The sequence below is a fragment of the Siccirubricoccus sp. G192 genome (genome assembly GCF_019084075.1).
Classification (GTDB): Bacteria; Pseudomonadota; Alphaproteobacteria; order Acetobacterales; family Acetobacteraceae; genus G192.
Window position 1 is genome coordinate 86,083 of record NZ_JAHREN010000002.1, and the last position, 26,135, is coordinate 112,217.

Annotated in this window: 25 protein-coding genes and 3 pseudogenes; 14 read left to right on the forward strand and 14 right to left on the reverse strand. The window is 67.7% G+C overall.

Going from position 1 to position 26,135, the window contains the following annotated elements:
• Nucleotides 1-245: 245 nt before the first annotated feature.
• Nucleotides 246-518: pseudogene (locus tag KSF81_RS26955) on the forward strand (transposase domain-containing protein); the annotation flags it as partial.
• A 97-nt stretch (nucleotides 519-615) separates the two neighbouring features.
• On the opposite strand, the gene KSF81_RS26960 reads toward KSF81_RS26955, so the two are convergent.
• Nucleotides 616-1,170: a ferritin-like domain-containing protein gene (locus tag KSF81_RS26960; RefSeq protein WP_217381968.1), complete on the reverse strand. Its 555-nt coding sequence runs from the start codon at nucleotides 1,168-1,170 to the stop codon at nucleotides 616-618.
• A gap of 122 nt (nucleotides 1,171-1,292) precedes the next feature.
• Between KSF81_RS26960 and tnpA (KSF81_RS26965) the strand changes: the two genes are divergently transcribed.
• The 3 genes and pseudogenes from tnpA (KSF81_RS26965) to tnpC (KSF81_RS26975) form a co-directional block, all read left to right on the forward strand.
• Nucleotides 1,293-1,679 (forward strand): IS66-like element accessory protein TnpA, encoded by a 387-nt coding sequence (tnpA, locus tag KSF81_RS26965; RefSeq protein WP_217381969.1) that lies wholly within the window; start codon nucleotides 1,293-1,295, stop codon nucleotides 1,677-1,679.
• The gene (gene tnpB / locus KSF81_RS26970) at nucleotides 1,676-2,023 is read left to right on the forward strand and encodes an IS66 family insertion sequence element accessory protein TnpB (protein WP_217381970.1); all 348 of its coding nucleotides are present in this window, start codon (nucleotides 1,676-1,678) and stop codon (nucleotides 2,021-2,023) included. Before tnpA (KSF81_RS26965) ends, tnpB (KSF81_RS26970) begins: the two co-directional genes overlap by 4 nt.
• A gap of 63 nt (nucleotides 2,024-2,086) precedes the next feature.
• Nucleotides 2,087-3,124: pseudogene (tnpC, locus tag KSF81_RS26975) on the forward strand (IS66 family transposase); the annotation flags it as partial.
• A 719-nt stretch (nucleotides 3,125-3,843) separates the two neighbouring features.
• Here the strand turns inward: tnpC (KSF81_RS26975) and KSF81_RS26980 are convergent.
• The 5 genes from KSF81_RS26980 to KSF81_RS27000 all read right to left on the reverse strand — a co-directional run bounded on the left by KSF81_RS26980 (nucleotide 3,844) and on the right by KSF81_RS27000 (nucleotide 7,937).
• The gene (locus tag KSF81_RS26980; RefSeq protein ID WP_217381971.1) at nucleotides 3,844-4,443 is read right to left on the reverse strand and encodes a plasmid pRiA4b ORF-3 family protein; all 600 of its coding nucleotides are present in this window, start codon (nucleotides 4,441-4,443) and stop codon (nucleotides 3,844-3,846) included.
• Nucleotides 4,440-6,029: an IS66 family transposase gene (gene tnpC / locus KSF81_RS26985; RefSeq protein ID WP_217381972.1), complete on the reverse strand. Its 1,590-nt coding sequence runs from the start codon at nucleotides 6,027-6,029 to the stop codon at nucleotides 4,440-4,442. The genes KSF81_RS26980 and tnpC (KSF81_RS26985) overlap by 4 nt, the downstream gene beginning before the upstream one ends.
• Nucleotides 6,030-6,089: 60 nt before the next feature.
• Entirely contained in the window at nucleotides 6,090-6,437 is a 348-nt protein-coding gene (gene tnpB, locus KSF81_RS26990) for an IS66 family insertion sequence element accessory protein TnpB (RefSeq protein WP_217381973.1), read from the reverse strand.
• A complete protein-coding gene (gene tnpA / locus KSF81_RS26995) occupies nucleotides 6,434-6,832 on the reverse strand; it encodes an IS66-like element accessory protein TnpA (protein ID WP_217381974.1) in 399 nt (132 codons plus the stop codon). The genes tnpB (KSF81_RS26990) and tnpA (KSF81_RS26995) overlap by 4 nt, the downstream gene beginning before the upstream one ends.
• Nucleotides 6,833-6,920: 88 nt before the next feature.
• The gene (locus KSF81_RS27000; RefSeq protein ID WP_217381975.1) at nucleotides 6,921-7,937 is read right to left on the reverse strand and encodes a recombinase family protein; all 1,017 of its coding nucleotides are present in this window, start codon (nucleotides 7,935-7,937) and stop codon (nucleotides 6,921-6,923) included.
• A gap of 352 nt (nucleotides 7,938-8,289) precedes the next feature.
• Here KSF81_RS27000 and tnpC (KSF81_RS27005) point away from each other — a divergent pair.
• Both tnpC (KSF81_RS27005) and KSF81_RS27010 read left to right on the forward strand, forming a co-directional pair.
• A pseudogene (gene tnpC / locus KSF81_RS27005) lies at nucleotides 8,290-8,850 on the forward strand (IS66 family transposase); the annotation flags it as partial.
• Complete coding sequence (locus KSF81_RS27010) at nucleotides 8,847-9,446, forward strand: plasmid pRiA4b ORF-3 family protein (RefSeq protein ID WP_217381976.1); 600 nt, start codon at nucleotides 8,847-8,849, stop codon at nucleotides 9,444-9,446. The pseudogene tnpC (KSF81_RS27005) and the gene KSF81_RS27010, both read left to right, overlap by 4 nt.
• Nucleotides 9,447-9,698: 252 nt before the next feature.
• On the opposite strand, the gene KSF81_RS27015 is transcribed toward KSF81_RS27010, so the two are convergent.
• A complete protein-coding gene (locus tag KSF81_RS27015) occupies nucleotides 9,699-11,174 on the reverse strand; it encodes a cation:proton antiporter (RefSeq protein ID WP_217381977.1) in 1,476 nt (491 codons plus the stop codon).
• Between the two features lie 166 nt (nucleotides 11,175-11,340).
• Between KSF81_RS27015 and KSF81_RS27020 the strand changes: the two genes are divergently transcribed.
• From KSF81_RS27020 to KSF81_RS27035, 4 genes are all read left to right on the forward strand, one after another.
• On the forward strand, nucleotides 11,341-11,577 hold the full coding sequence (locus KSF81_RS27020; RefSeq protein WP_217381978.1) for a hypothetical protein: 237 nt from the start codon (nucleotides 11,341-11,343) through the stop codon (nucleotides 11,575-11,577).
• A 403-nt stretch (nucleotides 11,578-11,980) separates the two neighbouring features.
• Nucleotides 11,981-13,864 (forward strand): CheR family methyltransferase, encoded by a 1,884-nt coding sequence (locus tag KSF81_RS27025; protein ID WP_309139781.1) that lies wholly within the window; start codon nucleotides 11,981-11,983, stop codon nucleotides 13,862-13,864.
• Nucleotides 13,809-15,476: a sensor histidine kinase gene (locus KSF81_RS27030; RefSeq protein WP_217381980.1), complete on the forward strand. Its 1,668-nt coding sequence runs from the start codon at nucleotides 13,809-13,811 to the stop codon at nucleotides 15,474-15,476. The genes KSF81_RS27025 and KSF81_RS27030 overlap by 56 nt, the downstream gene beginning before the upstream one ends.
• Nucleotides 15,463-15,837: a hypothetical protein gene (locus KSF81_RS27035; protein WP_217381981.1), complete on the forward strand. Its 375-nt coding sequence runs from the start codon at nucleotides 15,463-15,465 to the stop codon at nucleotides 15,835-15,837. The genes KSF81_RS27030 and KSF81_RS27035 overlap by 14 nt, the downstream gene beginning before the upstream one ends.
• 11 nt (nucleotides 15,838-15,848) lie before the next feature.
• On the opposite strand, the gene KSF81_RS27040 is transcribed toward KSF81_RS27035, so the two are convergent.
• Nucleotides 15,849-16,589, reverse strand: a complete 741-nt coding sequence (locus KSF81_RS27040) for a chemotaxis protein CheB (RefSeq protein WP_217381982.1) — start codon at nucleotides 16,587-16,589, stop codon at nucleotides 15,849-15,851.
• Nucleotides 16,590-16,736: 147 nt separating this feature from the next.
• Here KSF81_RS27040 and istA point away from each other — a divergent pair, with 147 nt between their 5' ends.
• Nucleotides 16,737-18,281, forward strand: coding sequence for an IS21 family transposase (istA, locus tag KSF81_RS27045; protein ID WP_217378051.1), 1,545 nt, complete (start codon nucleotides 16,737-16,739; stop codon nucleotides 18,279-18,281).
• Between the two features lie 20 nt (nucleotides 18,282-18,301).
• A complete protein-coding gene (istB, locus tag KSF81_RS27050) occupies nucleotides 18,302-19,075 on the forward strand; it encodes an IS21-like element helper ATPase IstB (RefSeq protein WP_217378050.1) in 774 nt (257 codons plus the stop codon).
• 5 nt (nucleotides 19,076-19,080) lie between these two features.
• Here the strand turns inward: istB and KSF81_RS27055 are convergent, their stop codons facing one another.
• The 3 genes from KSF81_RS27055 to KSF81_RS27065 all read right to left on the reverse strand — a co-directional run bounded on the left by KSF81_RS27055 (nucleotide 19,081) and on the right by KSF81_RS27065 (nucleotide 21,594).
• Nucleotides 19,081-19,473 (reverse strand): chemotaxis protein CheB, encoded by a 393-nt coding sequence (locus tag KSF81_RS27055; RefSeq protein ID WP_217381983.1) that lies wholly within the window; start codon nucleotides 19,471-19,473, stop codon nucleotides 19,081-19,083.
• A gap of 239 nt (nucleotides 19,474-19,712) precedes the next feature.
• Entirely contained in the window at nucleotides 19,713-21,017 is a 1,305-nt protein-coding gene (locus KSF81_RS27060) for a PHB depolymerase family esterase (RefSeq protein ID WP_217381984.1), read from the reverse strand.
• A gap of 157 nt (nucleotides 21,018-21,174) precedes the next feature.
• The gene (locus tag KSF81_RS27065) at nucleotides 21,175-21,594 is read right to left on the reverse strand and encodes a CopG family transcriptional regulator (protein ID WP_217381985.1); all 420 of its coding nucleotides are present in this window, start codon (nucleotides 21,592-21,594) and stop codon (nucleotides 21,175-21,177) included.
• 461 nt (nucleotides 21,595-22,055) lie between these two features.
• Between KSF81_RS27065 and KSF81_RS27070 the strand changes: the two genes are divergently transcribed.
• Nucleotides 22,056-22,748, forward strand: coding sequence for a recombinase family protein (locus KSF81_RS27070; protein WP_375293382.1), 693 nt, complete (start codon nucleotides 22,056-22,058; stop codon nucleotides 22,746-22,748).
• 314 nt (nucleotides 22,749-23,062) lie between these two features.
• Here the strand turns inward: KSF81_RS27070 and KSF81_RS27075 are convergent, their stop codons facing one another.
• From KSF81_RS27075 to KSF81_RS27085, 3 genes are read right to left on the reverse strand one after another with little or no spacing between them, the layout of a single operon-like run.
• The gene (locus KSF81_RS27075; protein ID WP_217382125.1) at nucleotides 23,063-24,109 is read right to left on the reverse strand and encodes an IS110 family transposase; all 1,047 of its coding nucleotides are present in this window, start codon (nucleotides 24,107-24,109) and stop codon (nucleotides 23,063-23,065) included.
• Nucleotides 24,106-25,074, reverse strand: coding sequence for an IS3 family transposase (locus KSF81_RS27080; RefSeq protein ID WP_217381986.1), 969 nt, complete (start codon nucleotides 25,072-25,074; stop codon nucleotides 24,106-24,108). The genes KSF81_RS27075 and KSF81_RS27080 overlap by 4 nt, the downstream gene beginning before the upstream one ends.
• Nucleotides 25,074-25,511, reverse strand: coding sequence for a hypothetical protein (locus KSF81_RS27085; RefSeq protein ID WP_217381987.1), 438 nt, complete (start codon nucleotides 25,509-25,511; stop codon nucleotides 25,074-25,076). The genes KSF81_RS27080 and KSF81_RS27085 overlap by 1 nt, the downstream gene beginning before the upstream one ends.
• A 105-nt stretch (nucleotides 25,512-25,616) precedes the next feature.
• Here KSF81_RS27085 and KSF81_RS27090 point away from each other — a divergent pair, with 105 nt between their 5' ends.
• Nucleotides 25,617-26,129 (forward strand): hypothetical protein, encoded by a 513-nt coding sequence (locus tag KSF81_RS27090; protein WP_217381988.1) that lies wholly within the window; start codon nucleotides 25,617-25,619, stop codon nucleotides 26,127-26,129.
• The last annotated feature ends 6 nt before the right edge of the window (nucleotides 26,130-26,135 follow it).

Here is a 26,135-nt window from a genome sequence, read left to right on the forward strand (position 1 = left end):
ACGACGGCGGCCTTCCCCGTTTGTGTGGCGGGTCGGCTCCCACATTGACTCTTTCGAGGCCTGCTCGGTGTTTACTCGCGTTGCGGCCCGCACGGTCCGCTGTCCCCCTTCGGGGTCTTTTCTCGGAGTGCTTCAGACCATTCGTCGCCTCCTGATCCGCCCCGAGTGCTTCCGGCTGGAGCGAGAGTTTGCCGGCCTGGATTTCCACCAGGGAGAGCAGTGCACCTTCACAAGGCACACACACCAACACCGTGGAACGCACCATCAGGCCCCTCTGCCTCAGCCGGAAGAACGCACTCTTTGCCTCCGGCGATGATGGCGGGGCGCGCTGGGCCGCGGTGGCCTCGCTGGTGGAGACCTGCAAGCTGAACCGCGTTGATCCGCAGCGCTACTTCACCGACCTGCTCACCCGCTTGGTCAACGGCTGGCCCAACAGCCGCATCGATGAACTGATGCCATGGTGCTGGGCCAAATCAGAAAATCCGCCGCCGTCAACCGCGGACGACAAGGGTCCGTAAGCGCCGCTTACGATCAGGCTGACCGCGATGCCGAACAACCGCCTGTTGATATGCCGGGAGAGGCACGCGGCCTCCCCCGGTAGCCTATCTTGAAGACCTAAGAGGCACGACGCTTTGCACTGGCGCCGCGCGACTTGGCTTCAGGCTCGGCACTCGCTTCGCCGCCGCCCATGGCTTCAGCCATGATGTGCTGCTCGGTCACTTCGGTCAGCTTGAGGTCGGTCTGCTTCTCCTCCTCGAGCGTTTGGGTCAGCAGCTGCACGACCTCCTGCTCGCCCAGCGCCCTGGCCAGCGCGATGTCGGTGCCGTAAGCGGCGATCTCGTAGTGCTCGATCCGCTGCATGCCGGCGACGATCACCAGGTCCAGGATCGGGCCCTTGTCGTGGTCTTCGATCTCGTGCTGCGCTTCTTCGACAAGACCGCGCATCGCCTCGCAGACCTTGCGGCCCGGGCGGGCCTCCAGCCTTTCGAGGGCCTGCTCGACACGCTCGATCTGCACCTGGGTCTGCTCGATGTGCATCTGGATGCCATCGCGCAGGGCAGGGGCAGTGGCTTTCTTTAGCGTTCGTTGCATGCAGCGCAGCGCCTGCTTTTCGGCGCTGTAGGCATCCTTGAGTTGCTCGACCAACAGTTCCCGAACTTCGTTTTCCATGCGGTACCTCGATTGTTTGTACCCATCCGCCGAGGGCCGCCTACTGGGATTGGGGTGAACCTGCTTTCTGATCTTACAGGCGTTCTTTGGAGCGCCGTTAAGGGCAGCGGGTGGGGTGCGGGATGGAGGTCATCACCGGCGTCGAGCGGCGCCGCCGTTGGCGGGACGAGGAGAAGCTGCGGATCCTGGCCGAGCTCGACGGGCCCGGTGCCAGGTTCAACGACGTGGCCCGCCGGCACGATGTGAGCCGTGGCCTGTTGTGGCAGTGGCGGGACGCGCAACGGCGCGGCAAGCTGGTGGCGGAGGCGCCCGGCTTCGTGCCGCTGCGCATCGTGCCGGAACTGCCTGCACCTGAGGCGCAGGGGTCGACGGCCCCGACGTCCACCGCCCATGAGAGTGATGCGGACAGCCGCATCGAGATCGTGCTGCCCGACGGCACGGCGGTTCCGGTCGCCGAGGGGATCAGCGCTGCCGTCCTGCGCCGTGTGCTGGCGGCGCTGCGCGGATGATCCCGACACCATCTGGCGTCCGGGTCTGGTTGGCGGTCGGGCATACGGATATGCGGCGTGGCATGAACAGCCTGGCGCTGCAGGTGCAGCAGGCGTTGGGCCGTGACCCGCACTGCGGCGATCTCTACGTCTTTCGTGGACGCCGCGCGGACCTGGTGAAAATCATCTGGCACGACGGGCTTGGCATGTCCCTTTATGCGAAGAAATTGGAAAGGGGACGCTTCATTTGGCCATCTCCAGCTGACGGTTGCCTACAGATCTCCGGCTCGCAGCTGGCCTACATGCTCGACGGAATCGACTGGCGGAACCCGCAACGAACATTCAGGCCGGAGCTGGCGGGATAGTGTAGGGCGCAGTTTCTTCGGCGCTACCCAGCGCGCCGCAGCTGTGATTCGATCAGCAGCGTGATGCCTGCACCGGACACATCGCCCGATGACATCGCTGCCCTACGCGCCGCGCTCGCGGCCGAGCAACTGGCGCGACGCCAGGCCGAGGCACGTGCCTCCGGCGCCGAGGCGGTGGTGGCGCACCTCAAGTTGCTGATCGCCCGGCTCAAGCGCGACAAGTACGGCGCCTCCTCCGAGCGTGGCCGCAAGCTGATCGACCAGTTGGAGCTCGAACTCGGCGAGCTGGTCGCCGCCGCCAGCGAGGACGCCACCAAGGCGGAGGATGCTGCCAAGGACGGACGCGGCCGGCGCCCCGACCAACCGGCCCGCGGCCAGCCGGTGCGCGCACCCTTGCCGGCCCACCTGCCGCGCGAGCGGGTTGTCCTGCCGGCGCCGACCGCCTGCCCCTGCTGCGGCGGCCGGCTCTCCAAGCTGGGCGAGGACATCACGGAGACGCTGGAGGTCGAGCCCATCAAGTGGAAGGTCATCCAGACGGTCCGCGAGCGGCTCTCGTGCCGTGCTTGCGAGACCATCACCCAGCCGCCGGCGCCCTTCCACCCCATCGCCCGCGGCCGGGCGGGGCCGAACCTGCTGGCCATGATCCTCGAGGCCAAGTTCGGCCAGCACCAGCCGCTGAACCGCCAGAGCGAGACCTACGCCCTGCAAGGCGTCGAGCTCAGCGTCTCGACCATCGCCGGCTGGGTTGGCACCTGCACCGCCAACCTGGCCCCGCTCAATGCCTTGATCGACGCCCATGTCCTCGCCGCCGCGCGGCTGCATGGCGACGACACCACCGTCCCCGTGCTGGCCCGGGGCAAGACGATCACCGGCCGGGTCTGGACCTATGTCCGCGACGACAGGCCCTGGGGCGGGACCGACCCACCGGCGGCGATGTTCCGCTACTCCCGGGACCGGACGGCCGAGCATCCGAACCGGCACCTGGCCGGCTACGCCGGTATCCTGCAGGCGGACGCCTATGCCGGCTACAACGCCTTGTACGAGGCGGATCGACAACCCGGGCCCATCACCGAGGCGGCGTGTTGGGCCCACACCATCCGAACACAATCCAACGGGACCGGAGGGCTCCGGCCCGTTCCCAGGCGTATGGCCCCGCAGCGGGATGACATGCTGGATCTCCAAGGTGCCGTCGTGGACGATGATCCGCTCGATGACCAGCTTCAAGATGGCTTGGCGCTCGGCAAAGTCGGCGGTTTGCAGTCGAGAGCTGATGCGCTCGCTGAACGCGGTAAGGTCCGCAAGCGCCACCTGTGCCTTGAGCCGCAGCTGGCTGCGTTGACGGTGGTGCTCGTACTGCTTCTCCGCCAAGCGATGCTGCTCGGCGAGGGCATTTCGCTGACCGGCCAGCTCCTCAAGGCTGATCACCTCGGCTTGGTAGGCCTCGAGCAGACGGCGGTCAGCGCGATCCAGCCGCTCGATGCGGGCGCGCAATTGGCCAGCAGCGGCGGCTTCGCTCCCGATGGCAGCCTCGCCTGAGAAGCGCTCGAACTGCGCCAGGACCTGAGCGGGATCCCGGAGCAGGCCGACGACGTGGCGCCAGACCGCCTGCTCAAGGCTGTCCGCCGGAATGTACGCCCGCGGGCATTTTGCCTCACGGCCCGTGGTGAGCGGGTCCGCACCGGCGCATCGGTAGTAGCGCTTTCCGGATCGGCGTATCCATACGGCCAAGGCCGCGGTGGCCGAGGACAGGGGGTGGGCGGCGCCCACGGCTTTTAGTCGAGGCTGAGTGCCTTGAGGGCTCCCATCCGGAGAACTGCGGATCAGGTTGCTGTTTTGCGCTTGGTAGCAGGCTTGCGTGACCACGCCCTAGCGAGGGCTTCGACGGCCTTTGCATGCTCATCGAAATCGATGGTGTTGGGATTGAAAGGCGCCCCGGCCCATTGGACCATCTCGGTATGGTTCTCGTGCTTCGGGTCGGCGATCGCCTCGAGGAACTCGGCGTAGCCCCAAGGTCCACCGACGTCCTCGGGCGGGCAGCGCCCGGTGGCATCGATCAGGAGCGGGTAGGTGAGGCCGGGCATGGAATCCGTGATGCGCTCGACCTTGATCGTGTGTTCCCAGCCATCGCCGAAGTCGTAGAGGTATTTCAGCGTCTTCGCGCCGGTGTCCTCGAGGACGTCGAGGAGACGCGTCTTGCGGGCATCGAGCGGGCCTTCTCCCCAGTCCGGGTCGGGCACGCCCCAGCCCACGTCGCGGGCCCGGATCTTGTAGAGATGGCTGTTGGTCCAGCCCATGGCGGCCTGGAGCACCAGGTGCAGGCGATCAAGCCGGATGGTCAGTGGCACCTCGACGCGGCGCAGCACTGCGGGCTTGACGTCATCGAGGGTGATCTTGAGCCGGGCGATGCTGTTACTGGTCATGCCGCTGCCTTTCTCTCCCTCGCCTGGTTCCAGTTCCAGGGGAGTAGCTCATCCAGCCTCGAGGCGGGATGATCGGCTATCCTGGCCAGCACGTCGGCGAGCCAGGCGCGCGGGTCGACCCCGTTCAGCTTGGCGGTGTAGATGAGCGAGATCATGGCCGCGGCCCGGTCGCCGCCTCGATCACTGCCGGCGAACAGCCAAGATTTTCTTCCGAGGGCGATACCACGCAGCGCCCGCTCGGCAGCGTTGTTGCTGAGGCAGATCCGGCCGTCATGCAGGAACCCGGTGAAGGCCTCCCAGCGCGTCAGCATGTAGTCCATGGCCTTGGCAACTGGGCTGTGGCGGGACAGCTTGCCGCGGCTCTCGCGCATCCAGGTTTCGAGTTCGGTGACCAGCGGCGCGATGTGTTGCTGGCGGACAGCGAGCCGCGCCTCGGCGGGCAGGCCGTTGATGGCGCGCTCGGCGTCAAAGATGGCGTCGATCCGCCGCACCGCCTCGATGGCCAGCGGCGCGCGCGACAACTCGGCCAGCTCGAATAGCTTGCGCCTACCGTGTGCCCAACACGCTGCCTCGGTGATCGGCTCGGGTTTTCGATCGGCCTCGTACAAGGCGTTGTATCCGGCATAGGCGTCCGCCTGCAGGATGCCGGCATAGCCGGCCAGGTGTCGGTTCGGGTGCTCGGCCGTCCGATCCCGGGAGTAGCGGAACATTGCCGCCGGGGGCGCCCGACCGCCAAAGGGCCGGTCGTCCCGGACATAGGTCCAGACCCGCCCCGTGATGGTCTTGCCCTTGGCCAGCACCGGGACGGTGGTGTCGTCGCCGTGCAGCCGCTCGGCGGCCAGCACATGGGTGTCGATCAGGGCCGTCAGCGGCGCCAGGTTGGCGGTGCAGGTGCCAACCCAGCCGGCAATGGTGGAGACGCTGAGCTCGATGCCCTGCAGGGCGAAGGTCTCGCTCTGGCGGTTCAGTGGCAGGTGCTGGCCGAACTTCGCCTCCAGGATCATCGCCAGCAGGTTCGGCCCCGCCCGGCCGCGAGCGATGGGATGGAACGGCGCCGGGGGCTGGGTGATGGTCTCGCAAGCACGGCAGGAGAACCGCTCGCGGACCGTCTGGATCACCTTCCACTTGATGGGCTCGACCTCGAGCGTCTCCGTAATGTCCTCGCCCAGCTTGGAGAGCCGGCCGCCGCAGCAGGGGCAGGCGGTCGGGCCGGGGATGACGACCCGCTCGCGCGGCAGATGGGCCGGCAGCGGTGCCCGTACCGGCTGGCCGCGTGACGGCATGCCGGGGCGCTCCGAGCGGGCATTCTTGCCCGCCGCCTTCTCCGCCTTGGCGGCGTCCTCGCTGGCGGCAGTGACCAACTCGCCGAGCTCGAGCTCCAGCTGGTCGATCAGCTTGCGGCCGCGCTCGGAGGAGGCGCCGTACTTGTCGCGCTTCAGCCGGGCAATCAGCAGCTTGAGGTGGACCACCATCGCCTCGGCGCCGGAGGCGCGCGCCTCGGCCTCGCGCCGCGCCAGCTGCTCGGCCGCGAGGGCGGCGCGCAGCGCGGCGATGTCGTTGGGCAGGTTGTCCGGCGCGGCTGTCACGCCGGCGATGGAATCACAGCTGCTGCATGGCAGGTAGCGCTGATGCAACCGCGCCGTACACTATCCCGCCAGCTCTGGCCTATAGGTCCGTAGTGGATTTCTCCAATCGATTCCGTCGAGCATATAAGCCAGCTGCGCGCCCGAGATCTGCAGACAGCCGTCGGCTGGGGAGGGCCAAACAAAGCGTCCCTTCTCCAATCTCTTCGCGTAAAGCGACATGCCAATCCCGTCGTGCCAGACGATCTTGATCAGGTCCGCTTTGCGGCCACGAAAGACGTACAGATCGCCGCAGTGTGGGTCACGACCCAGCGCCTGCTGCACCTGCAGCGCCAGTGAGTGCATGCCCTTCCTCATATCGGAGTGGCCGACCGCAAGCCACACCCGGACGCCAGAGGGTGTCGGGATCATGCGCGCAGCGCCGTCAGCACGCGGCGCAGGTTTGCGGCACTGATCGTCGCGGCAACCCGCACCGCAGTCCCGTCCGGCAGGACGATCTCGATGCGCTCGTCTGGCTCGTCCTCCACCGCGGGACGGTCAGCGCAGGGCGGCGGGCCCGATCCTCCGGGTGGAGCCGGCGCGGCCAGCTCCGGTAGGACCTGAACGGGCAGGAAGCCCGGCGTCTCAGCCACTAGCCTGCCGCGCCGCTGCGCATCCCGCCACTGCCACAGCAGGCCGCGGCTGACGTCGTGCCGCCGGGCAACCTCGCTGAACCTAACCCCGGGCTGGTTCAGCTCAGCCAGAATCCGCAGCTTCTCCTCATCCCGCCACTGCCGGCGACGCTCCACCCCGGTGATGATCTCCATCGGCCACCCCACTGCCTGTCCTTACCGGCGCTCGAAAGAACGCCCGTAAGATCCAAGGCAGATCCCGCGCAAACTCGGTAGGCGGCCCTCAGCAGAGGGATACGGATCGGCCACCCTGCGCGGGGAAGTAACAGCCGTGAAGTCCAAGGCCGCACCTGCCGCACTTGAGCAGGCAGCGCAGCAGGTAGTCGTGCTTCTTGTTCCGCCGGAAGGCCGTCGCCGCGTTTCGCGCGAGCATGGCGCTTACGCGCTCCTTGGTCTGATGGTCGACCAGCGGAGGCACGGCAATGGCGATCCACTGCTCCGGCGGTCGGGGACGCCGCGAACTGCGTTCCGCGCTTCGGCGCGACCTGCGCCGAGGCGACTTGGGCACAACGTAGTCGAAGCGGTTGGCGTAGGCGGTGCCGGCGTAGACCGGGTCCGTCAGAATGTGGTGCACGACGGAGGGGGCCCACTGCTTGCGGCCCGACCGCGTCACCCAAGGACTGGCGTTCAGCCGTTTCGTGCACTGGCGGATGGTGAGCCCGTCCTCGAGCACCCAGGCGTAGAGCTGGCGGACCATGGCGGCCTCCGCCTCGTCCACCACGAGGCGGGCGGGCATGGCGCTGTGGCGAGCCTCATAGCGGTAGCCGTACGGCACCTTGGAGCTGATAATATGGCCGTCGCGCGCCTTCTGCAGCTTGCCGCGCCGGAATCGCTCCGCCAGCACGGCGCGCTCGTACTCGGCGATGGCGCCCTGGATTTGCAGCAGCAGTTGGTCGTTCGGGTCGTCCGAGATGGGGTGGTGCAGGAACATGACCTCGCAGTTGGCACGCCGGAACTCCTCCAGCAGCAGGACCTGGTAGGCATACTTGCGGGCGAGCCGATCCGGGCTGAACACCGCCACCACATCCACGGCGGCATCGCGCACAGCGTCCCTGAGCGCGTCCAGGGCGGGGCGGTCCAGGCGCGAGCCGCTGTAACCCTCGTCGCGGAACACGTGGGCCTCCGCCAGGACATGACCCTGGGCCGCTGCCCAGTCCCGCAGGGCGGAGACCTGACTGCCGATGGTCTGTTGCCGTTCCTGGCGCTCGGTCGAGACACGCGTATAGATCGCGGCGCGCATGTGTCATCTCCACGGCTCGGAGGCACGGTCTGCATCCGCCAACTCGGGCCGGAGGCCCGGTGCCGGACGCGGTTGCTCACGCTCGATGTCGTCGATGAGGCGGCGGTAAGCTTGGTCGAGCCGCCCCGGGCCGTCTCGGGTACGGACCACGACCGAGCGGATAGCCCAGATTGAGGCCGCGATGGGGCGCTGGTCTGCGGGCATAGAGCGGATCCTTCCGTGGAGCCGCCCGAAGAAACTGCTGTCCCCGATCTCAGCCTGCCGACGGTGGCCGCCGTTGCCGCGACGCGGCCAACCCGGAAGCGAACGATACGCAGGAGACGAAGCGCAGGCCTGCGATTGCGTTCGGATGGTCCATGGCAGGCGCAAGCTGTTCGAGTTGGCTGAACTGCAGCGCGCGCCGCTGGCCATCGAGGCGGTGCGACGGATCGACGCCATCTTTGACGCCGAGCGGGCCATCAACGGGTCGCCCGCCGAGGCGCGCCTGGCCGTCCGCCGCCAGCACGTCGCGCCGCTCGTTGCCGGGCTCGAGACCTGGATGCGCGAGAGCCGCGGCAAGCTGTCCCGGCATAACCCGGTCGCCAAGGCCATGGACTACATGCTGACCCGATGGGAGGCGTTCACCCGGTTCATCGAAGACGGCCGGATCTGCCTCAGCAACAACGCCGCCGAGCGGGCGCTACGTGGTATCGCTCTCGGGAGAAAATCATGGCTGTTCGCCGGCAGTGATCGAGGCGGCGACCGGGCCGCGGCCATGATCTCGCTCATCTACACCGCCAAGCTGAACGGGGTCGACCCGCGCGCCTGGCTCGCCGACGTGCTGGCCAGGATAGCCGACCACCCCGCCTCGAGGCTGGATGAGCTACTCCCCTGGAACTGGACCCAGGCGAGGGAGAGAAAGGCAGCGGCATGACCAGTAACAGCATCGCCCGGCTCAAGATCTTCCTCGATGACGTCAAGCCCGCAGTGCTGCGCCGCGTCGAGGTGCCACTGACCATCCGGCTTGATCGCCTGCACCTGGTGCTCCAGGCCGCCATGGGCTGGACCAACAGCCATCTCTACAAGATCCGGGCCCGCGACGTGGGCTGGGGCGTGCCCGACCCGGACTGGGGAGAAGGCCCGCTCGATGCCCGCAAGACGCGTCTCCTCGACGTCCTCGAGGACACCGGCGCGAAGACGCTGAAATACCTCTACGACTTCGGCGATGGCTGGGAACACACGATCAAGGTCGAGCGCATCACGGATTCCATGCCCGGCCTCACCTACCCGCTCCTGATCGATGCCACCGGGCGCTGCCCGCCCGAGGACGTCGGTGGACCTTGGGGCTACGCCGAGTTCCTCAAGGCGATCGCCGATCCGAAGCACGAGAGCCACGCCGAGATGATCCAATGGGTCGGCGCGCCTTTTGATCCCAACACCATCGATTTCGATGAGCATGCAAAGGCCATCGAAGCCCTCGCCAAGGCGTGGTCACGCAAGCCACCCATCAAGCGCAAACCAGCAACCTGATCCGCAGCCCTCGCCGGATGGGAACCCTCAAGGAACTCAGCCTCGACCGGAAGCGGTGAGCGCCGCCCATCCCCTGTCCTCGGCCACCCGCGGCCTTGGCCGTATGGATACGATTGTTTCGCCATGGCCTTTGGAGCGTGGCACGCTCCGGCACCTCCCGAACGGCGCCGCGCCATGGCGAGTTGCCGACTACAGCGTGTTTCGGGGAAGGAGAGCCGTCGGGGCTCTATCAGGCGCCGGCTTGAGCTTCGACTACACGCGCTTTCCCGAGGCTTGTTCCGCGTGGGCGCGTAGCGCAACCGCGTGGTCGGCTTCGCGCAGTGCAGCATCGCCGATCGCGTCGGCCTGGCGCAGCTGGGTCAGGGCCCGGCGGCCCTCGGCCGCGGCTACCTCCGGCTCCGCATGGGAGGCGTGGTCCTGCGCCGCCATGGCCTGGGCATGGGCCACCTTCCCCTCGTGCTCCTTCTCCTCGGCACCACCAAGCTTCGCCCAGGCGAGGGTCTGCGCCAGCATGGCACCTTGCAGCAGGCCAGAGCCGACCACGAGCAAGCCGGTGAGGGCGAGGACCAGATCACGGTCCGGATAAGGTCGGCCATCAGGCGTCGCACCTGGAACGGCGAGCACGAGTGCGAGGGCGATGACCGATCGGTGGCCAGACCAGGAGGCTGCAGCCGCGGTACGCAAGCGGCCTGCCGGCCGGCCATCGGCTCCGGGCACCGGCGGCGTGCCCGGGAGGACCTGAACCAAGAGCGCCATCAAGAACTGGATGGCGAGCACCGGGGCGAGGAGGAGCATGGCGGCCAGGACCAGGCGCTGCCAGCCGAAGCGGCCGAGGCCCGTCAGCGCCTCTGGCAGTGCCCGGCCCATCAGGAAGAACAGACCGCCCGAAAGCAGCACCCCGACCTCCAGCCAGAAGTGCCGCGATACCAGGCGGGCCTCAGGCGAGGAGATCGCCTCGCCCGTCTGTCTGTCCACGGCGCGCCAGGAGACGGTGAGCGCCGCGGCCACGATCACCACAGCCACAGACACCCCGGCCGCCTCAGCCAGGGCGGCAGCGAGAAACGGGGTGGTCACGGAGACCGCAACCTCGACCGTTGCAGGCCCGATGCGCCGGCGGAACTCGGCGGCCGCGAGGCCGACTGCGAACCCGATCGCGCCGCCGCCTGCCAAGTCGGTGCCGAGGCGAAGCAATGTCTCCGCCGGACCTGGTGGTGGCCCGCCGATAGAATTGCGCGCCAGCAGGTAGAGCGTCACCACGATCAGCCGCGCGCTCACCCCCTGGCCCGCGAAGGCGTCGGTCAGGACACGGGGCAGCTGCTGGTCCTGGCCTGTCTCCTGGGCCAATCGCGTGTCGCCGATCGAGACAGCGATTCGGACCAGCAGGCAGGCTGCCGGGTCGATGCCCGGCAGCAGCAGGCGGGTGGCCTCCGCGACGAGGAGGGTGATGCCGATCACCAAGGCCGCCCCGCCGAGCACGCCCCGCCCGAACGCATGGCGTAGCAGATCGACCGAGAGCGCGGCGGTACCGGCATAGAGCAGCGGCGGGAGCAGGAGCCCGAGCACCACCTCCGGGTCAACATGCACAGCGGGTAGCAGCCCAGGCAGTAAGGTGGAGGCGAGCCCGCCCACGAACAGCACCGCGGACTGCGGCAACTTGAGCAGGCGTGCCAGGGCCAGCAGCAGACCCACCGCGATGAGAACGCCGGAGACAAACCGAACTTCAGGCACCGACCCTCACCGTGGCTCGTGGGCACGAGGCGCCGTGTGCCCTGTGCCGGCCGGCAACGCCCTAGGATGTCCGCCGTTGCCATGGCTCCAGCGCAGCCAAGGGTAGGATGTTGCGGCCCCGAGGATGACGGCGCGGCCACCAAGGCGGATCGGTGCACCGGACGCCTTGGAACACGCTCGATTCGACTTTGAACCCGATGCCGAGCCGCCCGTCGCCCCAGCTGACCTGGAGGAGATCGCCGAGGCTCTGGCCTATGTGCTGCGCCATGACGAGCGTGGCCGGCCCCGGCGCGGTGCCATTGCCGGCTGGGACTTCGCCGCGGGCTTCGCCGCCGAGCATCTGGCGCGCGCCGGCTTCGTGGTGATGAAGCGCCGCCCCGGTCGCCCGAATCGCGCCGGGTAGGCATGACCGGCTACGCCGAGGTCGCGGCCCGATCGAACTTCAACCTGCTCGATCGCGCCTCGCATCCGGCCGAGCTAGGGGCTACGGCCAAGGCTTTGGGCCAGGCGGGGCTGGGGCTCTGCGACACCACCTCCCTGGTCGGGGTAATCAACTCCATCCTAAGGTTCGTTCTTCCGGTGGCAAGCAGGAGGAAACTGCTTGTTTTTCCGGTCGTTGGTTGCATTCGGGACCTGCATGCATGGCGGGGCGGAAGGATTCGATCCCATGGCACACAGTGGCAGCTAGGCCCAGCCAGCCGGGTAAGCCCAGTAGCTCAGGCGATAGTGCCGCGGCGTCCAATCCTGAGGTTGGGGACGATGTTGCCGTCCCGTCTGCCAGCGCTCCGGAACGAACCTGTTTGGTCGTGGGCCTCGGCGCCTCGGCGGGTGGTCTCGACGCGTACAAGGCCTTCTTTTCCAAGATGCCGGCTGACAGCGGCATGAGCTTCGTGCTGGTCCAGCACCTCGATCCTCACTATGAGAGCTCTTTAGTTGCGATCGTTGCTGGCTACACCACGATGCCGGTGCACCTCGCCGAGGACGGGGTGGAGATCAGTCCGAACCAGGTCTATGTTATCCCGCCAGATGCGATCCTGACGATCGAGGACGGTGCCCTCCACCTCACCCGTCCGGCACCGTCTGCCGCGCGTCGTACGTCGATCAATACGTTCCTGACCTCGCTGGCCGAAGACCAGCGCGAGAACGCAGTCGGCATCATTCTCTCCGGGTTCGGCAGCGATGGGGCGCTTGGCATCGCGGCGATCAAAGAACAGGGCGGGCTGACCCTGAGCCAAGCCGAGTTCGACCATCACGCCAAGAGCGGCATGCCGCAGAGTGCGGCCTCCGGCGGCTTCGTCGATCATGTGCTCGCGGTCGAGGACATGCCGGCTGCCCTCATGGACTACCGGCACCATCGCATTATCGGCGACGCCACGAAGGGTCCGGATGGCATCCGCCAGGACCTCCCGAACTACCTAGTGACGATCTGCGCCGTGCTGCACAGCCGGCTTGGCCGCGACTTCAGCCAGTATAAGACTGGCACCCTCATGCGCCGCATCCAGCGCCGGATGCATGTGCTGCAGACGGACGAGGTTCCTGCCTACATCGAGCAGCTGCGGGCCTTGCCGCACGAGGCGGAGCTACTGTTCCGCGAGCTCCTGATCAGCGTTACCCGCTTCTTCCGTAATCCGGAGGCATTCGAGGCGCTCGAGACGAAAGTCATACCGGAGCTGCTGGCAGACCTACGCAGCACTGACCCGATCCGGGTGTGGGTGGCAGGCTGCGCCACGGGCGAGGAAGCCTATTCGATTGCTATCCTGCTCAAGGAGGGCCTGGACCGAACCGGCTGCCACCGCCCGATCCAGATCTTTGCGACCGACATCGATGATCGAGCAATCGAGGCCGCACGGGCCGGACTGTATCTCGGGGCGATCGCCTCCGACCTCTCCGCCGAGCGTCTGGAGCGGAACTTTGTCAAAGAGGACGGCAACTACCGCGTTGCGAAGGGCCTCCGGGAGATGTGCCTGTTCTCGACGCATGACCTCGTCAAGGACCCACCCTTCTCCCGGCTTGATCTGATCTCCTGCCGCAACCTGCTGATCTACTTCGAGCCACAGCTGCAGCACCGCGTCCTCACCACCTTCCATTATGCGTTGCGGTCGGGCCGGCACCTGTTCCTCGGGCCGTCGGAGGGCACCACCGCGCAAGTCCACCTCTTTGCGCCCCTCGATAAGCAACATCGGCTTTATATCAGACGGGACACGACGGCGCGGCTGCCTGCCTTCCCGCTCTCGCGCTCGTCGGAACGCCTGCCGCTAGCCAAGCAGGCCGCGCCATCGGCCCGTGATGAGATCGACCAGCGCGTGGCTCGCGCGATCGCGCGGTATGCCCCGGCATTCCTGGTCGTAGACCGACAACATGACATCCTGCGGTTTTCTGGCCATACCGCGAAGTACCTGGAGCCGGCACCGGGGGCCGCCAGCCTCAACCTCTTCAATCTCCTGCACACCGATCTGCGGGCAGCGGCGCGCGCCGCACTCAAGGAGGCTGCGGCGACGGGGGAGCGGGTTCTGCACGGCACTGTCAGCATCGAGGTGGGGGAGCAATACGAAGCCGTCAATCTGATCGTCGAGCCGCTCGGTGATCCGGGAGAGGGGGGGCCTGTTCGTTATCGCGTTCCAAGAGGTCGGAAACGTGAGACCAGTTCCAAAGGACACGGCAGCGCCGGGCCTGCACAACGAGGATGGTGATGCGGCCCTTCAAGCCCTCAACGCCGAGTTGCTGAGTACGAGAGAGCGCCTCCGCAACATTACCGAGGAACTGGAGGCCGCCAACGAGGAGCTGCAGACCTCCAACGAGGAATACCTGTCGGTCAATGAGGAGCTGCAATCAGCCAACGAGGAGCTGGAGACCTCGAAGGAGGAGCTGCAGTCCCTCAATGAAGAGCTGCAAACAATCAATGCGGAGTTGAATCACAGGAACGACAGCCTGGTGCGCTCCAACAGCGACCTTGCGAACCTCTTCGACAGCACCTCCATTGCAACCCTGTTCCTGGACAACGACCTGCGCATTCGGCGCTTCACGCCGCGCCTGCTGGAGATCTTCAAGGTCCGCGAGGGAGACGAGGGGCGGCCGATCAGTGACATTGTCACCCGCCTGAACCGTGACGGACTGGCGCAAGACATGCGTCAGGTGCTGCGTACCTTGGCTCCCATTGAACGGGAAGTTGCAGTGGCCGAGGGTGGCGCGAGCTACCTCATGCAGATCCGCCCTTATCGTGACCTGAACAACGTCATCGACGGTGCCGTCATCACCTTCATCGATATTTCCGAGCGCAAGAGACATGAGCAGGCACGCTCGCTGCTCGCAGCGATCGTCGCGTCGTCCCAGGATGCAATCATCAGCCACGATCTGCACGGCGTTGTCACGAGTTGGAACGCCGGTGCCGAGCAGCTCTACGGCTGCCCAACCTCCGAGGCGATCGGACAATCCTTATCCGTGCTGCTGGACGGGCTTCTGCCCGACGATTGGCCGCACCTGCTGGAGAAGCTGCAGCAGGGTGAGCGGGTCGCGCATTTCGACAGCGCCAAGATCGACAAAGACGGTCGCCCGATCGAGGTCTCGGTCACGGTCTCGCCGGTCAAGGAAGGTGATGGACAGATCGTCGGTGCTTCCCTAGTCGCGCGAGATGTCAGCGAACGCAAGATCGCCGAGCAGAAGGCTGCATTGCTGCTCAGCGAACTTGACCACCGCGTGAAGAACATCCTGGCGGTCGTGTCTGCCGTGATCTCGCAGACGTTGCGGACCAGCCGCACGCCCGAGGCCTTCGCCGTCGAGCTTGAGGGCCGTATCAAGGCAATCGCCAGGGCACACAGCCTGCTGACCCAGACCGGGCAAGGCGAGATGTCTCTCTCTGCTGTTGTTGCAATGGAACTGGCTCCCTACGATCGCGGAGAGGGCAATCTTGTGGTCACGGGCGGCGATGTCACGCTGACCCCGAGGGCAGGATTGGCCATGGCGATGGCCCTGCACGAGCTTGCCAGCAACGCGGCCAAGTACGGCGCGCTCTCGACAGCCTCAGGGCGCTTGGCGGTCGCGTGGCATGTCACGGGCGGCGTGGGTAACCACGCGTTGACCCTCATCTGGACGGAGGCCGGCGGCCCGGAAGTGCAGCTGCCCTCACGGCGCGGCTTTGGAACCACGTTGATCGAACGGACCCTCACTCACGAGCTCGATGCCAAGGTAGACCGGGAGTTCCTGGCAACCGGCCTTCGCTGCACCATGACGATACCCCTGACGGAGGAGGTCGGCCGCCTACGGGCTACCGGCGAAGCTGGAGGCAAGCGCGATGACCACCGATAGCCTGACAGGACGCCGCATCCTGGTGGCCGAGGATGAGATGCTTATCGCTTTGGAGATCGAGGAGACCCTGCAGGCTCTCGGCTGCGTCGTCGTGGGCCCGGCCAGCAAGGTAGACGCCGCGCTGCAGCTGGCAAGCGATGAGGCACTGGATGCAGCGATCCTGGACGTGACCATCCGCGGTGGGTACGTCTATCCAGTGGCTGAACAGCTCCTCATGCGTGGTATCCCCTTCGTCCTCGCCAGCGGCTACGGGGATTGGGCTCTCCCTGAAGCCCTTCGGGACCAACCTCGCCTGATCAAACCATTCACACGTCAAGACCTCGAGCGGCAGGTTAGGCTGCTCTGTAGCACAGACGGCTGAGCAGAGCGGGACTAACCCTCTGAGGCTTCCAGTGCTTCCCTGTCGGTCGGGTGGGTCCATTCCTTCTCGAGGAGTTGCCGCAGCACAACGGTCCGCTCCTTGGCTTCGCGCATCGCCGCGTCCCACTGCATTGCGGTAGACGCGTTCCCGGCAGCTTGAGCTTTGTCGGCCATCTGCCGGCATAGCTCGCCTCTCTCGCTGAGAGAGCGCATCGCCGCTTCAAGCGATTCCTCCAGCGCGGCGAACTGCGCCGCCACCAGCACCTCGGCTGTGTAGACATGGCCGATGTGGCACCTGAACTGGGTCAGGGTGCCGAGTTCGGTCCGGCGTAACGCGCCACCGCAGTCCGGGCAGGTCACCGCGACAGGCTGGTCGAGCTTGTACTCTGCCGTCATCTCCTGTCCCCGTCTCCTGGCGGGTGCCGGACGCGGTTGAGCGAGGAGGGCACCGGCATCCCTCTTGGCGACCAGGCCTGCAAGAAGCGTCGGAATTTGTGCCAGCGGCAAGCAGTGATCAACTGCGACATGATGCAGCGCACTGCGCGGCATACTCGGACTCACCGCATCGTCAGGGTCTTGGACCACAGTGGTTCCGCCGCGCTGCTCGATCTCGTAGAGGCCGGCCGTGCCGTCGTTCAGCCCGCCGGTCAGGATGACGCCGATCACCTCGGACCCGTAAGCCCGAGCGGCGCTGCGAAACAAGGGATCGATGGCAGGGCGCGCCCAGTGCGTATTCCAGGTGATCGCGGGCACTGATTCCACGGGATCGTGGGCAGGGTTTCCACGGCAAGGCGGGCAGCGATTCCACGGGATCGCGGGCACCTGAGAGGGGGTGCCGGGGCTGGTCTGGCGACAGTCTGAGCGGGCTAAGGCGGCCTCGTCCCTGACGAGGTCTGCTGGATGCCAACCGAGAGATTGTCGATGCGCCGGATCCGCGATGTGTTGCGACTGAAGTACGAGGCCCGGTTGAGCGAGCGCGCCATGACCGCGGCGCTGGGCGTCAGCAAGGGAGCGATCGGGTCGTACCTGAGCCGAGCCCGAGCGGCCGGGCTGTCCTGGCCGTTGCCGGAGGGGCTGACCGACACGGAACTCGAGCGACGGCTGTTCCCTGGCCCGCCGGCGGCCGAGACGGTCGCCAGCCGGCCGGTGCCGGACTGGGCTGAGGTGGAGCGGGAGCTGCGGCGGCGCGGCGTGACGCGGGCACTGCTGTGGCAAGAGTACCGGGCGCGGCATCCGGACGGCTTCGGCTACTCCTGGTTCTGCGAGGCCTATGAGGCCTGGAAATCCCGCCTGTCGCCGCGCATGCGCCAGAGCCATGTCGGCGGCGAGAAGGTCTTCGTCGACTTCGCCGGCGACACCATCGGTGTCACCGACCCCGACAGCGGCGTGGTGTGGCAGGCCCGGCTGTTCGTGGCGACCATGGGCGCCTCCAACCTGGTCTTCGCGGAGGCCCGCGCCAGCGAGGGGCTGGCGGACTGGATCGGCGCGCATGTCAGCCTGTTCGCGGCCCTCGGCGGCGTGCCGAAGTTCGTGGTCTGCGACAACCTGAAGTCGGCGGTGATCAGGGCCGATAGGTACGAGCCCGGGCTGAACCGCTCCTACCTGGAACTCGCCGAGCACTACGGCACCACCATCCTGCCGGCGCGGCCGGGCAAGCCGCGTGACAAGGCGAAGGTCGAGCAATCGGTGCTGCTGGCCGAGCGCTGGATCCTGGCCCGGCTGCGGAACGCCCGCTTCTTCTCGTTGACCGAACTGAACGGCGCGATCACCACGCTGACCGCCGACCTGAACGCCCGGATTATGCGCGGCTTCGGCGCCAGCCGGGCGGAGCTGTTCGCCGCGCTCGACGCGCCGGTGCTGCGCGGCCTGCCGGAGCGCGCCTACGCCTTCGCCCAGTGGAAACGCTGCCGGGTCGGGCCGGACTACCACGTCGAGGTCGAGGGCCACTGGTACTCGGTGCCGTTCCGGCTGATCCGGCAGGTGCTGGACGTGCGGGTGGCCGAGGGCACGGTGGAGGCCTTCCACCGCGGCGAGCGGGTGGCCAGCCATCCGCGGGCCCGCCAGCGGCGCGGGCATAGCACTGTGCCCGAGCACATGCCGAGCGCGCACCGCCGGCACGCCCAGTGGACGCCGGCCCGGCTGCTGGAGGAGGCGGCCCGGATCGGCCCCGCGACGGTAGTGCTATGCGAGACGGTCATGGCGGCGCGCCCGCATCCCGAGCAGGGCTTCCGCACCTGCCTCGGCATCCTGGCCCTGGCCAGGACCTATGGAGCCGCCCGGCTCGACGCCGCCTGCGGGCGCGGCGTCAGCATCCGGGCGCGCTCGGTGGCCTCGATCCGCTCCATTCTGCAGAACGGCCTCGAGCGGGCCTTTCTGGACGAGGAGCCGGAGCGGCGGCCTCCCCCGCTGCACGGCAACATCCGTGGCGGGGGCTACTTCCACTGACCCGCGGCAGAGAGGACCCCATGCTCGCCCACCCCACACAGGAGCAACTGATCGCGCTCGGCCTGACCGGCATGGCCAAGGCGCTGGACGACCAGCGACGATCGCCCGACATCGCCGCGCTCGGCTTCGAGGAGCGGCTCGGCCTGCTGGTCGACCGCGAGGCCGCCGAGCGCGAGAGCCGGCGCCTGGCAACGCGGCTGAAGTTCGCCGCGCTGCGGCACGACGCCAGCATTGAGGACGTCGACCTGCGCGCCCCTCGCGGCCTCGACCGGGCGCTGTTCCAGCGGCTGGCCGCCGGCGACTGGCTCGACCGCCACGAGGGTGTCCTGATCACCGGCCCGACCGGTGTCGGGAAAAGCTGGCTGGCCTGCGCCCTCGGCCACAAGGCCTGCCGTGACGGCCGGCGTGTGCTCTACCATCGCATCCCGCGGCTGTTCGAGGCTATGGCCCTGGCTCGTGGCGATGGCCGCCATGCCCGCATGCTCAAGGCGCTGGCCCGCGTCGACCTTCTGATCCTGGACGACTGGGGCCTGTCCGTCCTCTCCCAGGCCGAGCGGGAGGACGTGCTCGAGATCCTGGAGGACCGCCATGGCCGCGGCTCCACCATCGTCACCAGCCAGGTGCCGATCGAAGCGTGGCACGAGGTGATCGGCAGCCCAACCCTCGCGGATGCCATCCTGGACCGCCTGGTCCACAACGCACACCGGATCGAGCTGAAGGGGGAGAGCATGCGGAAACTGCGCGCCAAGCGGGCGCCGGCCAGCGAAACGCTTGACGCCGGGCAGCGGGCCTGACTCCATTACCACGTCGGCAGATCAGCCTGCCCGCGATGCCGTGGAACTCGCGCCCACGATCGCGTGGAACGGCTGCCCACGATGCGTGGAATACGCACCCAGTTCTCGCGCGGCCCTTTCGTCAGTCGCACGAGGCCGGGCTCGATCACCAAGTGATGATCAGGAGGGGCCACATAGATCTGCCCGGGGTGAATGAGGGCGCCATCTTTCGGATGGCTCGCCCGGAGCGGTCCCAGCTGGTTCAGCAGCGACGGCAGCTCGCTCTTGTGGGCCCCGATATGCAGAACGATGAACAAGGCGGCCGCGATGTCGGCCGGCAGCCCGGCGGCCAGGGTGCGTGTCGCCTCAACACCCCCTGCGGAGGCGCCGATCACGATGATCGCCGGTGCTTTCTCCATAATCGAACAACGGGATTACGGCGAATAGTTGCATTAGGGCAAACAGGTGACCCTCGGCCAATCGCAGCCTCTCTGAAATCGCGGTTCGTCCGTGCGCTGAAGGCTTGCATGGAAGCTTCGTGGCGGGCTGAGCCGACGAGAGGGGTTGCTAGCCTGCCTCTTGAAGCGGACCTTGCCTGCCCGGCCTTTGTGCCGCACTGAAGCCGACGCCCCTGGCTGAGCGTCGGCTCCGCAGCCCGCTATGCGGTGGCGGGATGCGGGTGGTCGAGGAAGAAGCGGAGTATCTCGCGCGAGGCGTCGGGCCCACGGGGATCGGTGTAGGAACCAGCTGAGCTGCCGCCGGACCAGGCATGGCCACCGCCATGGATCACCCATTGTTCCAGCATCGGCTGGCCGCTGGGATCGGTGTGCAGGGTGCGGCTGTAGGCATGCCCGCCGGGCACCTGACCACGCTCCGTCCTGGCCTGCAGGCCAACGGCTGCCGCTGCCTTTGCCTGGGCAATGACCTGGTCGCCGTTGCGGAGATTCACCGTGCCATCCTGATCGGCATGGAACACGATGGTCGGGACGATCCTCCGGAGCCCTTCAGTGTTTGACCCGCCGCCCGGCCGGTGCGGCGCGGCGGCGCTGCCCTGCCGCATGGCGGCGAAGGCGGAGGGGATGTCGCGGGCAGCCCCGCAGGCCAGCCCGGAATGCACCCCGACGGCGGCGTAGAGATCGGGATAAGCCACCCCCATGATGGCGGCGGCCGCCCCGCCGGCGGAGAGCCCAGCGACATAGACGCGCCGTGGATCAACCGCGTGGTCGCGCATGACCTGGCGGGTGATGCCCGCGAGCAGCGAAGGCTCGCCTTGGCCGCGCTGCTGGTCGCCCGGGCTGAACCAGTTCCAGCACTTCTGGGCATTCGCCGAGCTCGGCTGCCCCGGATAGACCACCAGGCAGGCGTGCTCCTCAGCCAGCGCGTTCATGCGGGTGCCGGCGGCGAAGTCGTCCGGTGACTGGGTGCAGCCGTGCAGCATGACCAGCAGCGGCACTGGTTCGCCACGATAAGTGCTGGGGATGTAGAGCTTGTAGCCGCGGCTGCCGGCGTCGCTGGTGAAGGACCCGGTGACGAACTGGGCGCCGTCAGGCAGCGGATCGGGTGCCTGCGCCGGAGCACGCATGCCCAGCCCACCCAAGCCCGACGGCAGACCGCCGCCGCTGTTGAGCTGCTCAAGGAAGCCGCGCAGCGCCTCCGGCAGCTGCGGCAGGGGGTTTCCCGACAACCCGCCTGCGGGTCGCACGCCGGCGGCGAAGCCGCGCGCCGCCCTGGCCGGTGAGGCGGGATCGGGGTCGGTCACCTTTCCCGTCTTGGGGTCCACATCGATGACGCGTGGCTGGCCTGCGAGAGACGGCGCCGCGGTGTCGTGCAGCGTGCTGGACGGCATATCCGGCGCGCTGCCGTTGTGGAACAGGCGCTGCAGGAGAGCAGAGGCCTCAGTGAGCCGGCCTTCGCGGGTGAGGCGGGTCGCTTCGAGTAGGTTGGGGGGCAGCATAGCGTTCATGTCAGGAGCTTTCTGTGCGCGGGCGCAGCCCAGGCCTCCTCGCAAGGAGGACCGATCCGCATCCCGGTGGGGTGTCGGTGATGGAAGCAGGTGATGGTGGCGGCCCTACCGAAGGGGTGCTTCGGTTAAGCGGAACAGCGGCACGGCCTAGGGGTGGTCAGCGGGTTCTGTCGGCCAGTGCGTCCTTGATCGCGGCGCTGGCCTGCAGCGCCCCGAGCACGGAGATCGAGGCGATCGTGGCGCGGGCGAGTTCGGGCGAGACGTCCTTGGCGATGCTGGCGAGGCCCAGCACCCGGATATCGAGCATCTGGCCAGCAGCCCGGGCGGCCTCGAGGTCCGCGCGGCTGTAGTGTCGGAGGCCAAGGTCAAGGCTTCGCCGGGCCACCGACTGCTTGGCCGCCTCGGCATGCCGCTCGATCTGGTTGCGGATGGCGGTGCGAATGAAGTCGGTACGGTTCGAGTAGAAGCCGTCCTGGACCAGCAGGTCGATATGGCCGAGATCGACGTAGCCGAGGTTGATGGTGATCTTCTCGGTGTCGCCGACCTTAGGCCGGAGCTCATGTACGTTTGCGGCCATCCTCTTGACATCCATATACCATCTGTGTGGATGGTAAGTGGTGCCCGTCCCGAGGCTTTCAAGGGGGCACGACTCAGCAGCGGGCGTAGCGCGCCCCCCCCTTGCCCCTCATGTGCCGATTGCGCAGAGGGCGAGAAACTCCGATAATACTGCCACCCTGGCGTGCGGGCTGATCGAGCCCCGCCAACCACCCCCTCGCGTGCGTTCCCTGTGTCCGTGACCGCCCGTGTGGCGCGGGCCGCGGTCAGCTCACGCGTCCACCGCACCTGGACCACCCATGGATCACCTCTGTTGGCTTGGGTACGCACACGGGACGCGGCAGCGCATCTCGGGCTTGGATCGGGCCAGCCCGGCGCCGTCCCTGAAGGCTCTGATGGTCGTGCTGCCCGCCGCGGCGGAGGACGTGGGGCGGGGGAGGGCGCCCGGCCTGTCCCGACAATGCATCAATTGGTGGATTGGGATTGTCGGGCGCGCCTGAGCGCACCCTGCCCTCGATCATGGCCAAGAAACCCTCCCACAGAGGCACTGCCAGCCTCCTCGGCATCCCTGGGTTTGTCGCCTACTACCGGGTCAGCACGGCCAAGCAGGGCCAGAGCGGCCTCGGCCTGGAGGCGCAGCGAGAGGCGGTCGAGCGCCACGTCCGCTCGGTCGGGGGCACCGTCCTCGCCGAGTTCATCGAGATCGAAAGCGGCAAGAAGAACAACCGGCCGGAGGTGGCCCGGGCGATCGCCGCCTGCGGGGCCCGCCGCGCCACCCTGGTGATCGCCAAGCTCGACCGCCTGGCCCGGAACGTCGCCTTCGTCTCCAACCTGATGGAAGCCGGGGTCGAGTTCGTCGCCTGCGACAATCCCTTCGCCACCCGCCTGACCGTCCACATCCTGGCCGCGGTGGCCGAGCACGAGCGGGAGATGATCTCGGCCCGCACCACCGCCGCCCTGGCCGCCGCCCGGGCGAGGGGGACCCGGCTCGGCAACCCAGCTCTCCGGGCTGGCGATGCCGAAGCCGCCCGCCGGGCCAATGCGGCCTGTACCGCACCCGGCTCCCTGGGCACTGGGTTGCACTATGCGGCGCGCCTGACGGTCTTATGTGGACGGCCGGAGCACGGCAACGAATTTCGCTGCGGCCCGATGCACCATCGGCTTGACCCGGCCTAGAGCGGCGACGACGGAAAGGCTGCGCGAGGCTCAGTGCGCGTGACACATTGCCGGCATTGAAACCCCGATCCGCGTTGGTGGAAGGTCCGGTCAGCTGCGCCCTTATGTCCGGCCTGTCGCGCGGCGTTCGCCGCTGGCCATCATGGGTGTGCGCGTGCGTGTCAGGCGCCAATCTGGTTCGCGTGCTCGTGGCACGACACCGTCAACGGCTTCGCCTGAGCTGTCTGGACCACAGCCTTCCCCATCACGCCTCTCGGCGCTTGCCGCCGGATGGTGCGGGCTCGTGCCCGCCGCCTACCGCGCGGGTCGGGATGTCACGCCGTGGCCGTCGAAGCGGCCGCGCTACGTCCCTCCGCCCGGTAAACCTCGTCGCGCGTCATCAGCGCCCAGGCGATGCGCGCCATCTTGTTCGCCAGCGCCACCGTCACCAGCCGGACGGGACGCCGCGCCAGCAGCCCTCGGGTCCATGCCCCGGCGGCGCTGTTCCACGCCACGGCGCGGTAGACCATTGAGGTGGCGCCGAGCACCAGCAGGGTCCGGATCTGCCGGTCGCCGGCCTTGGTGATCCGGCCGAGGCGGGTCTTGCCGCCGGTCGAGTGCTGCCGCGGCACCAGCCCGAGCCAGGCGGCGAAGTGCCGCGCGCTCCGGAACGCCCCGATGTTGCCGCCGATCGTGGCCGCGATCAGTGAAGCGGTGATCGGCCCGATGCCGGGGACCGTGGCCAGGCGCCGTGCCGTGTCACTCCGCCGCGCATGCGCGACGATCTTCGCCTCCAGCGCCTCGATCCGTTCGGCGATCGCGCGGCACTGCTCGAGCAGCCCGGCAAACGCCCCGCGCGCCTGCTCCGGGAAGGTCCCATCCGCCGCCACCAGCGCCACGAGTTCTTCGAGCCTGCCCATACCCTGCGGCGCGACCAAGCCGAACTCGGTCGCCAGGCCACGGAGGGCATTGGCCAGCATCGTCTGCTGCTTGACGAGCAGGGCGCGCGCCGAATGCAGGGCGAGGACACCCTGCTGCTCTACGCTCTTCGCCGGCACGAACCTCACATCGGGCCGGGACGCGGCAGCGCAGATCGCCGCCGCGTCTGCGGCGTCGTTCTTCCTGCCGCGCTTGACGAACGGCCGGACCGTCTCTGGGGCGATCAGCTTCACCTCGTGCCCGAGGCCGCCCAGCACGCGGGCCCAGTGGTGCGCCGCTCCGCACGCCTCCATGATCACGGTGCAGCGCGGCAGCCCTTCAAAGAACGGGATCAGCTCGTCGCGGCGCAGCTTGCGCCTCAGCTGCACCTCGCCGATCGCGTCTGCGGCGTGGACTTGGAAGACGGACTTGGCGATGTCGAGGCCAATCATGGTAGTGCTCATCGCGAACGGCTCCCTCGCTGCGGGTTTAGACGACCGCACCTTGGCACATCGATGCCATTGGGGGCCGTCCACCCCATCTGGTCCAGCCAGGCGGCCCGCATGTCGAGTGGGCTGCGATGGCCGTTCTTTTCGATCAGCCACTCGGCGTTGTAGCGGACGGCGAAGGCGCGGACGGCGTCACGGACCTCGTCGATGGTCTGGAAGATGCGGCCGTGCACGATCTGCTCTTTCAGCGTGCGGAACAGGCGCTCGATGACGCCGTTCGTCTCCGGTTCTGCGACGAAGGCGTAGCTCGGTGCCATGCCCCAGAACCTGATCTGCTTCTGGAAGTGGTCGGCCATGAAGTTGCTGCCGTGGTCGTGGCGCAGTGCGACGCCTCGGGCGGCGTCGGCGGAGAGGTGGCCAAACTGCTGGCGGATGGCCATGCCGAGGGCCTGTGTGGCTTCGAAGCGGGTGCCCGACTTCGTCACGTGCCAGCCGAGGAGCTCGGCGTTCCAGTGCTCGGCGACGCCGAACAGCCAGACCTTGCCGTCCTGGACGGTGGTGATCTGGGTCGCGTCGGTGGCCCACATGAGGTTCGGCGCCTTAGTGATGATGTGGCGGTCGTGCGCTGTCTCGTTCCGCTGGCGGGCGCGGTGCGGCGACAGCAGGGCATGCTCGCGCATCAGGCGCAGGACGCGCTTGGCAGAGACGCGGATGGCGTCGCGCACGCGCAGGCGGGCCCAAACCTTGCGGTGGCCTTCGCCGGTCCAGGGGGAGCAGGCGAGATCTTGCCAGATGGCGGCGAGCAGCGCCTCGTCGGAGATCGCGGGCTTTGGCCCGCGACGCACCGGCGGGCGCGGCAAGGTGCTGGCCGGCGCCGGCTGGCGGGCGGCGTAGAAGCTGGAGCGCGGCACGCCCCAGGCCTGGCAGACGCGCTGGACGCCGTAGCGCTGGCCGCTGGCGGGAGAAGTCGCCTGGGCCATCAGCGCGACCTCCGGCGGCCCAAAGGGCCGGGGCGCTCAAGCCTGGCGCGCAGCAGCTCGACCTCCATGCTGAGTTCGCCGATGCGCTGCATGGCGGCGCCGAGCTGGCCGTCGGCGGGATCGGCTTCACGCTCCTTGAGAGCGCCGTCGAGCGCGGCCTCGGCCTTCTGGCGCCACTGCTCCAGCTTGAACATCGGCAGGCCGAGCTCGCGGGAGAGCAACTCGGCCGGCTCGCCGCGCAGCAGCCGCAGCACCACCTCGCGCTTGCGCGCCACGCTCCAGCGCTGACCGGGCGCCAGCGGGCCGGGCTTTGTCTCGCTTGGCACCGATGGGGCAGCGTGGCCCGTGGACAGCGTGGACGGGCTGCGCCCGCCCTCGCTGACCACCGGCCCATCAACCACATCAGGACGATCGATCTCGTTCATGTTCAGCTTCATCATTCCGGTCTCTCCCTGGACAAATGGGTGTCCAGGGAAACCGGGTGCAGCTCAGCCACCGCTGCCGCGGCCAGGGCAAGGCGCACAACGAAGGGCTGCCTTCCCATGCAGATAAAGATGACGGCCAGCGCCAGCGCGCAGCCAGTAATGGCGAACACCAGCCACCCGTTGTCGGGCGCCATAACACTTGGTGCTTTGATGCGCAGCGCAACCATGTATGCGTCACCAACTCAATGGACCTACCGGCATCAGCCGTATGTGGAGACGATCATGGCCACCAACGAACAAGATGCCGCTGCGCTCATCCGGGATCACGTCGTACCGCTCGTGCGGGCTAAGGGGCAGGCTCAGGCAGTAGGTCCCACTTCTCAGATGATGTGGGAGGCGGGGTCATTCCGGTTTGCGCTGCGAACAGCATCGAGTCCAAACCCATCACTTGCTGACGCACCAACCTACTCCAAAGCCCTGGCAGAAAAGGAAGCCAGTCGGATGCTCCCAAACGGATTGGACATCTGGCACAATGAAAAGGTGCTTAGCCTCGAATGGGACACCATCGAGCTGACGGTGAACAGCTTTCAACGCGGCCCATGGGAGGACGAGGTGCTAGCGCTTCGCTGAGATGTC

What these genes read in the sequence shown, in the direction of transcription:
- tnpB (WP_217381970.1), top strand. Translation starts at nt 1,676, where the DNA reads ATGATCCCGACACCATCTGGCGTCCGGGTCTGGTTGGCGGTCGGGCAT.
- KSF81_RS27000 (WP_217381975.1), bottom strand. Translation starts at nt 7,937, where the DNA reads ATGCGCGCCGCGATCTATACGCGTGTCTCGACCGAGCGCCAGGAACGG.
- tnpA (WP_217381974.1), bottom strand. Translation starts at nt 6,832, where the DNA reads ATGGAGATCATCACCGGGGTGGAGCGTCGCCGGCAGTGGCGGGATGAG.
- istB (WP_217378050.1), top strand. Translation starts at nt 18,302, where the DNA reads ATGCTCGCCCACCCCACACAGGAGCAACTGATCGCGCTCGGCCTGACC.
- KSF81_RS27080 (WP_217381986.1), bottom strand. Translation starts at nt 25,074, where the DNA reads ATGGCCCAGGCGACTTCTCCCGCCAGCGGCCAGCGCTACGGCGTCCAG.
- KSF81_RS26960 (WP_217381968.1), bottom strand. Translation starts at nt 1,170, where the DNA reads ATGGAAAACGAAGTTCGGGAACTGTTGGTCGAGCAACTCAAGGATGCC.
- KSF81_RS27075 (WP_217382125.1), bottom strand. Translation starts at nt 24,109, where the DNA reads ATGAGCACTACCATGATTGGCCTCGACATCGCCAAGTCCGTCTTCCAA.
- KSF81_RS27085 (WP_217381987.1), bottom strand. Translation starts at nt 25,511, where the DNA reads ATGAAGCTGAACATGAACGAGATCGATCGTCCTGATGTGGTTGATGGG.
- KSF81_RS27065 (WP_217381985.1), bottom strand. Translation starts at nt 21,594, where the DNA reads ATGGCCGCAAACGTACATGAGCTCCGGCCTAAGGTCGGCGACACCGAG.
- KSF81_RS27035 (WP_217381981.1), top strand. Translation starts at nt 15,463, where the DNA reads ATGACCACCGATAGCCTGACAGGACGCCGCATCCTGGTGGCCGAGGAT.
- KSF81_RS27010 (WP_217381976.1), top strand. Translation starts at nt 8,847, where the DNA reads ATGACCAGTAACAGCATCGCCCGGCTCAAGATCTTCCTCGATGACGTC.
- KSF81_RS26980 (WP_217381971.1), bottom strand. Translation starts at nt 4,443, where the DNA reads ATGACCAGTAACAGCATCGCCCGGCTCAAGATCACCCTCGATGACGTC.
- KSF81_RS27055 (WP_217381983.1), bottom strand. Translation starts at nt 19,473, where the DNA reads ATGGAGAAAGCACCGGCGATCATCGTGATCGGCGCCTCCGCAGGGGGT.
- KSF81_RS27060 (WP_217381984.1), bottom strand. Translation starts at nt 21,017, where the DNA reads ATGAACGCTATGCTGCCCCCCAACCTACTCGAAGCGACCCGCCTCACC.
- tnpB (WP_217381973.1), bottom strand. Translation starts at nt 6,437, where the DNA reads ATGATCCCGACACCCTCTGGCGTCCGGGTGTGGCTTGCGGTCGGCCAC.
- istA (WP_217378051.1), top strand. Translation starts at nt 16,737, where the DNA reads ATGCCAACCGAGAGATTGTCGATGCGCCGGATCCGCGATGTGTTGCGA.
- KSF81_RS27090 (WP_217381988.1), top strand. Translation starts at nt 25,617, where the DNA reads ATGCAGATAAAGATGACGGCCAGCGCCAGCGCGCAGCCAGTAATGGCG.
- tnpA (WP_217381969.1), top strand. Translation starts at nt 1,293, where the DNA reads ATGGAGGTCATCACCGGCGTCGAGCGGCGCCGCCGTTGGCGGGACGAG.